Origin of the sequence: Accumulibacter sp., assembly GCF_023806625.1 — a bacterium.
GTDB lineage: Bacteria > Pseudomonadota > Gammaproteobacteria > Burkholderiales > Rhodocyclaceae > Accumulibacter.
Window position 1 is genome coordinate 1 of sequence record NZ_JAMTDX010000103.1, and the last position, 9,600, is coordinate 9,600.

General features: G+C 67.9%; 8 protein-coding genes and 1 tRNA gene. 5 read left to right on the forward strand and 4 right to left on the reverse strand.

Translation table 11 applies throughout. The features are described from left to right. Positions 1–109 precede the first annotated feature (109 nt). On the reverse strand, positions 110–1,651 hold the full coding sequence (locus tag NFW05_RS16620; protein WP_295309571.1) for a diguanylate cyclase: 1,542 nt from the start codon (positions 1,649–1,651) through the stop codon (positions 110–112). Positions 1,652–1,932: 281 nt separating this feature from the next. Between NFW05_RS16620 and NFW05_RS16625 the strand changes: the two genes are divergently transcribed. The 3 genes from NFW05_RS16625 to NFW05_RS16635 all read left to right on the forward strand — a co-directional run bounded on the left by NFW05_RS16625 (position 1,933) and on the right by NFW05_RS16635 (position 3,724). Further along, a complete protein-coding gene (locus NFW05_RS16625) occupies positions 1,933–2,943 on the forward strand; it encodes a tRNA-dihydrouridine synthase family protein (RefSeq protein WP_295309574.1) in 1,011 nt (336 codons plus the stop codon). After that, entirely contained in the window at positions 2,906–3,637 is a 732-nt protein-coding gene (locus tag NFW05_RS16630) for a methyltransferase domain-containing protein (protein WP_295309577.1), read from the forward strand. Before NFW05_RS16625 ends, NFW05_RS16630 begins: the two co-directional genes overlap by 38 nt. Positions 3,638–3,650: 13 nt before the next feature. After that, positions 3,651–3,724: transfer RNA gene (locus NFW05_RS16635), tRNA-Gly, on the forward strand. An 88-nt stretch (positions 3,725–3,812) separates the two neighbouring features. Here NFW05_RS16635 and NFW05_RS16640 read toward each other — a convergent pair. The 3 genes from NFW05_RS16640 to paaI all read right to left on the reverse strand — a co-directional run bounded on the left by NFW05_RS16640 (position 3,813) and on the right by paaI (position 5,428). Then, positions 3,813–4,166 carry a hypothetical protein gene (locus NFW05_RS16640; RefSeq protein ID WP_295309580.1) on the reverse strand — a complete coding sequence of 118 codons (354 nt, stop codon included), beginning with the start codon at positions 4,164–4,166 and terminating at the stop codon, positions 3,813–3,815. A 129-nt stretch (positions 4,167–4,295) separates the two neighbouring features. After that, entirely contained in the window at positions 4,296–4,739 is a 444-nt protein-coding gene (locus NFW05_RS16645) for a glycine zipper 2TM domain-containing protein (protein WP_295309582.1), read from the reverse strand. Positions 4,740–4,909: 170 nt separating this feature from the next. Next, a complete protein-coding gene (gene paaI / locus NFW05_RS16650) occupies positions 4,910–5,428 on the reverse strand; it encodes a hydroxyphenylacetyl-CoA thioesterase PaaI (RefSeq protein ID WP_295309585.1) in 519 nt (172 codons plus the stop codon). Between the two features lie 226 nt (positions 5,429–5,654). On the opposite strand from paaI, the gene NFW05_RS16655 reads away from it, so the two are divergent. Both NFW05_RS16655 and NFW05_RS16660 read left to right on the forward strand, forming a co-directional pair. After that, on the forward strand, positions 5,655–7,157 hold the full coding sequence (locus NFW05_RS16655) for an aminoacyl-histidine dipeptidase (protein ID WP_295309588.1): 1,503 nt from the start codon (positions 5,655–5,657) through the stop codon (positions 7,155–7,157). Between the two features lie 103 nt (positions 7,158–7,260). Further along, a complete protein-coding gene (locus NFW05_RS16660; RefSeq protein ID WP_295309591.1) occupies positions 7,261–9,450 on the forward strand; it encodes an ATP-dependent RecD-like DNA helicase in 2,190 nt (729 codons plus the stop codon). Positions 9,451–9,600: the final 150 nt, after the last annotated feature.

The window sequence follows — 9,600 nt, forward strand, 5'->3', positions numbered from 1 at the left end:
CTGCGATTCTCCAGCCAATTCAGCCCACTACGTCGGCACAGTGGGCAAAGTTCGGCCTAGCCGGGCGCCGGGCCGCCGGCGGGGCCGGGGCGGGAGATTGGAGACCCGGTCATCCGCCCATCACGCGGTTCTTGCCGGCGCGCTTGGCCAGATACATTGCCTGATCGGCCCGGCGCAGCGCATCCTCGCCCGATTCTTCCGCGGTCAGCTGGGCGACCCCGGCGCTGAAGGTGATCAGCAGGCGTTCGTTGCCCGACAGGAAGAAGCTCCGGGTCAGCTCGCGCTGCAGGCGTTTCATCGCCGCGATGCCGTCGTCGAGGGTCGTGTCGGGCATCAGGATGACGAATTCCTCGCCGCCGTAGCGCGCCAAAGTGTCGACCGGGCGCATGCAATGGCGGACGACGGTGACCAGATGGATCAGCGCGCTGTCGCCGGTCGCGTGGCCGAGCCGGTTGTTGATCTGGCTGAAGTCGTCGACGTCGAGCAGTGAGAGCGACAGTGGAGCTTCCTTGCGCCTCACGCTGGCGATCTCCCGGGCGAGGGCCTCGTCGAGGCCGCGCCGGTTGAGCACGTCGGTCAGCGGGTCGTGGCGCGCCGAGGCGCTCGCGTGTTGCAACTGCTGGTGCAGTTCGACGAGTTGCCGGTCGGTCTCGACGACGCGTGCCTGCAGCGCGTCGAGCTGCTCGCGCGCCGTTGCCGTCTCTTCGGCCATATCCCGCGTGGCGTCGATGACTCTGCGCAGCAGTGGTGCGAGGTCCTCGATCGTTCGTGCTTCCTCGATCTGCCGAGCGCTGCTTTCGAGCGTGCTCTGGAAATCGGTGCTCGACTGGCTGATCGTCGCCAGGTGGCTGATGAACGCGGCGAGCATGCTGCGCATCGCCTCCTGCGCTTCGAGCGTGCGATCCCGCGCCTGGCGCTGGCGAGCGATCACGTCCTGCAGCCGGCGCTCGACGTCGTCGAGGCGCCGCAGGGTCAGCGGCGGCAGAACGGCGCGCGCCAGCGAATCGATCTGGCCCTGGACGCAGCCCTCGTCGAGGCTCAGCGCGCCGATGTTCTCGATGATCAGGTGCAGCAGTCTGAGCAGGCAGAGGCGGATTTCTTCCTGCTCCTCGGCGGCCAGCGAGAGGCGCTGGCTGAAGCTCGAGAGCAGGACGAGCACCCCGGGGACGTCGACCTGAGGTCCGCGCAGGGCTTCGAGCAGCCTTTGCGCGTGGCCCGACAGCCATTCGTCTTCCTTGCCGAGTGCCGGCAGCAGGATTTCGACGAGGCGCCGCAGGCGCTCGAGCAGGTTGCTGGTCAGCTCCGCCGGCGCGGCCGGCTCGCCGGCTGGCGGGGCAGCTTGCTCGACCGGCTCGAGCGTGGCCCGGTCCGGAATGACCAGGGCGACGATGGCCTCGCAGACGCCCGACCAGCTGCGCGCTCCGATCGCTGCCCGCAGGCGGGCGACGCCGGCCTCCTTCGCTGAAGCCTTGGCGGCCAGCTGATCGGCCAGCTGGCGCAGCGACGCCTCCGGGAAGCCGGCGACGTTCGGCAGCCGGGCGACTTCGTTGTAGAAGGTCTGGTAGTTGGCCGGGGTCGGCGCGAGCTTGCGCAGCGCCAGTTGCCGGAGGGTCTCGCGGGCAATTTCGAGCGGGTTTCGCGTATCGGTCATCAGCGGGGAGCTTGTCGTGTGATCGTCGCGAGCAGACCGGGCGGTGCGGCGCAAGCGATCGGAGAGCGATATATATCCGATGGATAGGCGACACGCAAGCGAGCTTGCGGAGCGTTCGGGCGATCGCCCGGGCAATTCCTCGCCGAGCCTCGGGCAGGGGCCAGGTGGAACGGCAGTTTCGGGCATCGACTGAAGTTCACGGTCTGTCCGGCGCCTTCCTTGAGGCGCTCCTCGGCGCGCGCCTGGTCGGGTACAATTGGCCGGCAGATGGAGGAGGCGGATTGGCGAAACTGCTGCTCGCACCGATGGAGGGACTGGCCGACGAGATCCTGCGCGAGCTGCTGACCCGCGTCGGGGGCTACGACCTCGCGGTCAGCGCGTTCATTCGTGTTTCGGGTACGCTCCTGCCGGCGCGGGCTTTCCGCCGCGCGGTTCCCGAGCTTGTCTGCGGCAGCCGGACCGTGGCCGGAACGCCGGTTGCCGTCCAGCTTCTCGGCAGCGACCCGGCTTGCCTGGCGGACAACGCCGCGCAGGTCGCCAGTCTCAGCCCGGCCGGAATCGATCTCAACTTCGGCTGCCCGGCGCCGACGGTCAATCGCCACGGGGGCGGCGCAAGGCTGCTGACCGATCCGCAGAAGATTTACCGGATCGCCGCCGCGGTGCGCCGCGCCGTTCCCGAGGCCATCCCATTCTCGGCGAAGATGCGTCTCGGCCTGCGCGATACGCGAAGGACCCTGGACTGCGCGCAGGCGCTCGAAGCCAGCGGGATCGGCTCGCTCGTCGTCCATGCGCGGACCGCGGCGCAGGGCTACCGGCCGCCGGCCGACTGGGAATGGATCGCGCGGATTCGCGATGTGGTGCGCGTGCCGGTGATCGCCAACGGTGAAGTGTGGACCGCAGAAGACCACGCGCGCTGTCGTACGGTCAGCGGCTGCAGCGACGTGATGATCGGCCGCGGGGCGGTCGCCGATCCGTTCCTCGCCCAGCGGATCCGTGCGCGTGCAGCCGGACAAGCGATCGCCGACGACCCCGCTGGCGAATGGCGCCAGCTCCAGGAACTGATCGGTGACTACTGGCAGAAGGTCTGCGCCAAGGTCGCGGCGCGCCACGCGCCGGGCCGGCTCAAGCTCTGGCTGGCCGCGCTGCGGCGCCGCTTCGGCGGCGCTGAAGCGCTGTTCAGCGCAGTCCGCCCGCTGCTTTCTGGAGACGAGGTCGGCGAAGTGCTGCGCCGGCACGGTGTTCCGGCGCGGCCTGGTGAGTCTGACGGTGTTCGCCAACTCGCGCGTCCCTGAGAGCGCCCAGACCGGCGTGCACGAGCAGTTGCCAGCGCTGCTCGAGCGCCACCGCGCGACGCTCTATCGCCGACCGGTTGCCGAGTACAGCCGAAGAGCGTTTGCAGCGAGTCTGTCGCGCGTCGAGGAGGTTGGCCCGGGGTGCCCGCTGATCCTCGATTCGGGCTGCGGCGTCGGGGAGAGCAGCGTCCATCTCGCACGCCGCTTTCCCGGGCACTACGTGATCGGCGTCGATCAGTCGGCGGTGCGGCTCGCGCGCGGCCGGCGCAGTGCGTCGCGCTGGCCCGACAATCTCGACCTGGTGCGCGCCGACCTCGTCGATTACTGGCGCCTGCTCGACACCGCCGGCCTGCGGCTCGATCGCCATTACCTGCTCTATCCCAATCCGTGGCCCAAGCGCGCTCACCTCGTGCGCCGGTGGCACGGTCATCCGGTGTTTCCGACGCTCGTCGCGCTCGGCGGGGTGCTTGAGTGCCGCAGCAACTGGGCCGTCTACGTCGCCGAACTGTGCCTGGCGGTGTGCTCGATCAGCGGGCGCGAGTGCCGCTGCGAGGACTACGTTCCACTCGAACCGATGAGCCCTTTCGAGCGCAAGTACCTCGCTTCCGGGCACCCGTTGTTCAGGATGGTCGTCGACCTCGGCAGCCGGCGGTTCGCCGGCAGGGCGGTTGTCGCCGGCCGCGAAGCGTCGTAGAATGGCGCCCTGCGCGGGCGTCGTATAATGGTAATACCCTAGCTTCCCAAGCTAGAGCCGAGGGTTCGATTCCCTTCGCCCGCTCCACGTTCCTGGCCGGTTCGATCGGCGTTTTGCTCTGAACCCGGCGATCGCGCCGTCCGGCGCAGGCCGGCGCGGCCAGACGCTCCACCTCTCAGTAAGCGCCGACTCCCAGCGGTGGCAGCGGATCGGGGGTGCGCTGCACATCGAGAATGCAGCGGATTCCCGCTGAGTCCGACGCTCCGCCAAACGAAGCCGAGAGCGCGTTCGCGTAGTTCCAGGCGGAGATCTCGCGGTGGTAGTAGCGCGATGTGACGTCGAGGAAATACGCGTCGGGTCCGTTCACCAGGTCGTCGCCGATCCGCCGGTTGCCGATCTGCAGATCGCCGCAGCGCGTCTGGATCGCGTTGAGGAAGGCGTCGTAGGGGTTGTCCGGTCGCCAGGCGTCAGGTGCGCAGGCGCTGATGAGGAGCGGCAGCAAGGCGGCGACGAGCCGCGCGCTGCTCACGGAATGCACGGGCTCAGGCGCCGGGCGGCCGGAAGCCGGCCGAAGGCGGGCAAACTCAGGAAGGAGGCTGGGCATGGACGAGGCTTCGCTGGTCAGAGGGCATCGAACCGCATGATCAGATCAGCGGACCTAGCGCGGAACGACGCGGGCCTTCTCGCCGTTGCCTTCGATGTACACTCTCTGACCCTTGAACAGGTTCGGATTGACCGGCTGGGTGACCGAGACGAGAACGCCGTTGGTCGTCCGGACGATGATCTGCTGGCCGGGAACGGGCTGGTCGTACCTCTTCTGGACCTCGTGACCGGCGAACGCTCCACCGACCGTACCGAGGACCATCGCAACGTCGCGGCCCGTACCCGCTCCGATCAGGCTGCCGATGCCCAGACCGACCGCGCCACCAATGACCGCACCGACTCCGGCATGGGTGTCGCTGGCCAACTCGACCGCGGTGATCTGCTCGATGACTCCGCTGCGGATCTCCATTTCGCTCGGTTGTGTTCCCGTTCCCGCACACGCGGCAAGGAACAGCGCGAAAAGCAGCGCCGAGAAGTACGTTGAGACTTGCTTGAGCATGGGAGCCTCCTTGGGCTGGTCAGGGGTACGGGTTGTTTGGTCTGTGCTCCGGGTCGGGCGGCGTGGCCTGCTGCGTTCCAGCTTGCCGGCCCGGGCGCGGCGGATCCTACGTCAGAAGACAACCGATGAACAGATGCCCCGTGTCACGCGCGGGGGCGCCTGCGCTGCCGTTACTGCGGGTTGCCCTCGACACGGCTGACTGCCGCGGCCGACGCGGGAGCGGAGTCTTCGGCTTCAAGGCCGGCGATCACCTCGCCCGAGATGCGGTAAGACTTGCCGCGGAACAACGCGATGACCTTGCCATTGTGATCGCGGATCACCGTGTCGTACACACCGGTCCGGCCGGCACGCGAGCGCTCCTCGCATTCGGCTTCGAGGACTTCTCCTTCGCGTGCGGGTGCCAGGAAGTCGATGTGACACGCCGAAGCGACGGTATTCCGGTTGTAGGCGTTGCACGCGTAGGCGAAGGCCGAGTCGGCGAGGGTGAACAGGTAGCCGCCGTGGCAGATGTGATGGCCATTGACCATGTCCGGCCGAACGAGCATCGTCAGGCGGGAATACCCCGGTCGCACCGCAGCGATCTCCAGGCCGATCAGCCGGCTCGCGGCATCCCGGCTATACATCGCCTCGGCAGTCTGTTCGGCGAGGCGGAGCGCCGCTGGTGTGTCGGCGGCGGTGCTTCTGGGCATGGTCGGTCCTCCGCAGGAAAGACAGTCTACCTACGCCATCTATGATACTCGTCCGAGCCGCAGCGGTCGCGCGTCAAGAGCGTTCCGGCGAATCGTCCGCCGGGCCTTGTGGTCGGTCGGGCCGTCGCGGTGCTGGAAGTCGGCGTCGCACCGGGGTATCCTCTGCGCTTTCCCGGAAACGCTGCCCGTCCGCCTGTGAGCGCCAAGGTGGTGCGGGCGCCTGCGAATGGTGACGACTTCCCGGCCCGAACCGGTCTTCTCCGATCTCGACCCGACCCCGGTGTGGGCGCATTTCGCGACCCTCTGCCGGACCCCTCGGCAGTCGAAGGCCGAGCACGCGCTGCGTGACCATCTGCTCGGCTGGGCTGCCGGGTGTGGGCTGACCGCGGCCGTGGACGCCGCAGGGAACCTGCTGCTGCGCAAGGCGGCGAGCGCTGGTTGCGAGGAGGCGCCCGGGGTGATTCTTCAGGCGCATCTCGACATGGTTTGCCAGAAGAACGCCGGGACCGAGCACGACTTTGCGCGCGACCCGATCCGTCCGACGCTTCGCGACGGCTGGCTGGTCGCCGACGAGACGACACTTGGCGCCGACAACGGGATCGGCGTCGCGCTGATTCTCGCCGCGCTCGAAGATCGCTCGCTCGCCCACGGACCACTCGAAGCGCTGCTCACGGTCGACGAGGAAGCCGGGATGGGCGGCGCCCGCGGTGTCGCCCGCGGCTGGCTCCAGGGCAGCGTGTTGCTCAACCTCGACACCGAGGAATGGGGCGACTTCTACGTCGGCTGCGCTGGCGGCGTCGACGTCGAGGTACAGCGCCCGGGCGTGGCGCAGGTGCTGCCCGCGGACTGCGAATGCTGGCGGATCGAGCTCTTCGGGCTGCGCGGCGGGCACTCGGGCGTCGACATCCACGAGGAGCGCGGCAACGCCATCAAGCTGCTCGTGCGCATCGTGCGCGACCTCGAGAAGCGCTGGCCGCTGCGTCTCGCCGGCCTCGCAGGTGGCTCGGCGCGCAACGCACTGCCGCGTGAGGCATCGGCGACGGTCGTCCTGCCGGCCGGAATGGCCGACGTGCTGGCTGCTGCTCTGGCCAGCTGGCAGTCGCGGCTGCGCGAGCAATGCAGCGGAGTCGACGAGGGCCTCATGCTGCGAGTGCTTCCAGCCGGTGCCAACGCGCTGCTCGCGCCTGAAGAGCAGGCGATCTGGCTGGCCTCGCTGAATGCGGCGCCGCACGGCGTGTGGCGGCGCAGCCGGCGGGTGGCCGGCGTCGTCGAAACGTCGAACAACCTCGGCATTGCGCTGATCACTCCCGAGAACGGCTACTGCAACTTCATGGTCCGCTCGCTCGACGACAGCGGCAGCGAAGACCTCGCCGACGAGATCGTCAGCCTGTTCGCACTGTCGGGGACTGCTGCGCTCAAGTCCGGCGAGTACCCCGGCTGGGCGCCGGACCCCTCGTCGCCGCTGCTCGCGCTTTGCCAGTCGGTCTATCGGCACGAGTTTGCCGACGAGGCGCGGGTTCAGGTGATTCACGCCGGCCTCGAGTGCGGGTTGATCGGCGCCGCGTATCCGCAACTGCAAATGATCTCGTTCGGACCGACGATTCGCGGCGCGCACGCTCCGGGCGAGCAGGTCGAGGTCGCCTCGGTGGCCCGTTGCTGGCGTCTGCTCAGCGCGCTTCTCCGGGCGCTGGGCGGGCCCTCGGCAACAGCCGCCAAGTGGAGCACATGACCACGGTGGCGCATGCGGTTTCACGGAGCGTGCCGATCGGCCGTCCGGCAGCCAGACCGGCGACCGGGCGTCCGCCGCGCAGCGCGGGTCTCGACGCGGGAAGGTGAGCGCAGGCAAGCCGCAGGCGTCATCGGCCGAGCTCGACCGGCTCACCGGGCTCGTCGAGCGGGTCACGTTCCACAACGAGCAAAATGGCTTTTGCGTGCTCCGCCTTCGCGTCCGGGGACAGCGCGATCTGGTCACCGTCGTCGGGCATACGCCGGTCGTCTCGCCCGGCGAGTACGCGTCGGCGGCGGGTCACTGGGTCACCGAGCGGGAACACGGTCGCCAATTCCGGGCGCTGTTCCTGCGCGTATCGCCGCCGACGACGCTCGCCGGAATCGAACGTTACCTCGGCTCGGGGATGGTCAGGGGCATCGGTCCGGTCTACGCCGGCAAACTCGTGCGGGCTTTCGGGACCGGGGTCTTCGAGGTCATCGAGCAGGCGCCGCAGCGGCTGCTCGAAGTCGCGGGCATCGGCGAGGTCCGCGCGCGGAGGATCAGCGAGGGCTGGGCCGAGCAGAAGATCATCCGCGAGATCATGGTTTTCCTCCACGGACATGGGGTATCGACCGCGCGCGCGGTGCGCATCTACCGGACCTATGGCGAACAGGCGATTGGCATCGTGCGCGAGAACCCGTACCGGCTGGCGCGCGACATTCGCGGAATCGGCTTCGTTTCGGCCGATACGATCGCCGGCAAGCTCGGCATCGCCAGCGACTCGCCGCTGCGCGCGCGCGCCGGAATCGTCCATGCGCTCGGCGAGGCCGCCAACCAGGGGCACTGTGCTCTGCCTGTCGACGAACTCGTCGCCCTGTCTGTCCGGCTGCTGGACATCCCGGAAGCGGTGATCGAGGCGGCGATCGCTGAGGAGATCGCCTCTGGCGAGCTGATCGTCGAGCCCGTCGAGGGTCGCCGCTGCGTCTTCCTGCCCGCGTTCGCGGCTGCCGAGCAGTCGATCGCCGCGCAGATCCGGCGTCTTGCGCGCGCCCGAGCCTCGCTGCCGTCGTTCGACGTCGAACGGGCGCTGCCGTGGGTCGAGCAGAAGCTCTCGATCGCCCCGGCCGAGAGCCAGAAAGCGGCGATCCGCCTGGCGCTTTCGAACAAGCTGCTGGTCATCACGGGCGGTCCCGGAGTTGGCAAGACGACGCTGGTCAGGTCGATTCTGACGATCACCAGCGCAAAGGGCGTTCGCCCGCTGCTCTGCGCGCCGACCGGGCGCGCCGCCCGGCGGCTCGCCGAGTCGACCGGGCTCGAGGCGCGGACGATCCATCGCCTGCTCGAGGTCGATCCGGCGAACAGGCGCTTCAAGCGCAACGCCGACCGAGCGCTCGACTGCGATCTGCTGGTCATCGACGAGTGTTCGATGATCGACGTGCCGCTGGCCAGCCAGCTCCTCCAGGCCGTCGCGACGACGACGTCGGTGATCTTCGTCGGCGATGTCGACCAGTTGCCTTCGGTCGGTCCGGGGCAGTTCCTCGCCGACCTGATCGACTCGGGGGTGGTAGCGGTCGTCCGTCTTGGCGAAGTCTTCCGCCAGGCGGCCAGCTCGCGGATCATCCGCGCCGCGCACCAGATCAATCAGGGGCTTTTTCCGAGCCTGCCGGAGAAGGGCGAGACGTCGGACTTCTGGTTCATCGGAGCCGAAGAGCCCGACGCGATCGCCCGGACCGTCGTCGATCTCGTTCGTGATCGCCTGCCGCGCAGCTTCTCACTCGACCCGGTTCGTGAAATCCAGGTTCTCTGCCCGATGAACCGAGGGATCACCGGCGCACGCGGCATCAACCAGGCCTTGCAGGAGGCGCTCAACCCGCCTGGCGAGCAGAGCATCGATCGCTTCGGCTACCGCTACAGCGTAGGCGACAAGGTGATGCAGATCGAGAACAACTACGATCGCGACGTTTATAACGGCGACATCGGCCTGGTCACCGCAATCGATGCGCAGGAAGGCGAGCTGTCGGTCGACTTCGATGGGCGCGTGGTCGCTTACCCGTTCGGCGAGCTCGACGAACTCGTGCTCTGCTACGCGACGACGATCCACAAGTCGCAGGGCTCGGAGTATCCCGCGGTGGTGATCCCCGTATCGACACAGCACTACCTGATGCTGCGCCGAAACCTGATCTACACCGGAATCACCCGCGGGCGCCGGCTGGTCGTCCTCGTCGGTCAGAAGAAGGCCCTGGCCATCGCTGTCAATGGCCGACAGATCACCCGCCGCTGGTCACGGCTCAAGGAGCGTCTCATGCAAGAATAGAAAATAGAAGATAGAAAATAGAAGATAGAAAAATAGGAAAAATTGGTAAAAAACGGGGTCTGTCCCCTATTTTTCTATTTTCCCGATTCTCTAGACCGAACTTTGCCCACTGTGCCGACGTAGTGGGCTGAATTGGCTGGAGAATCGCAG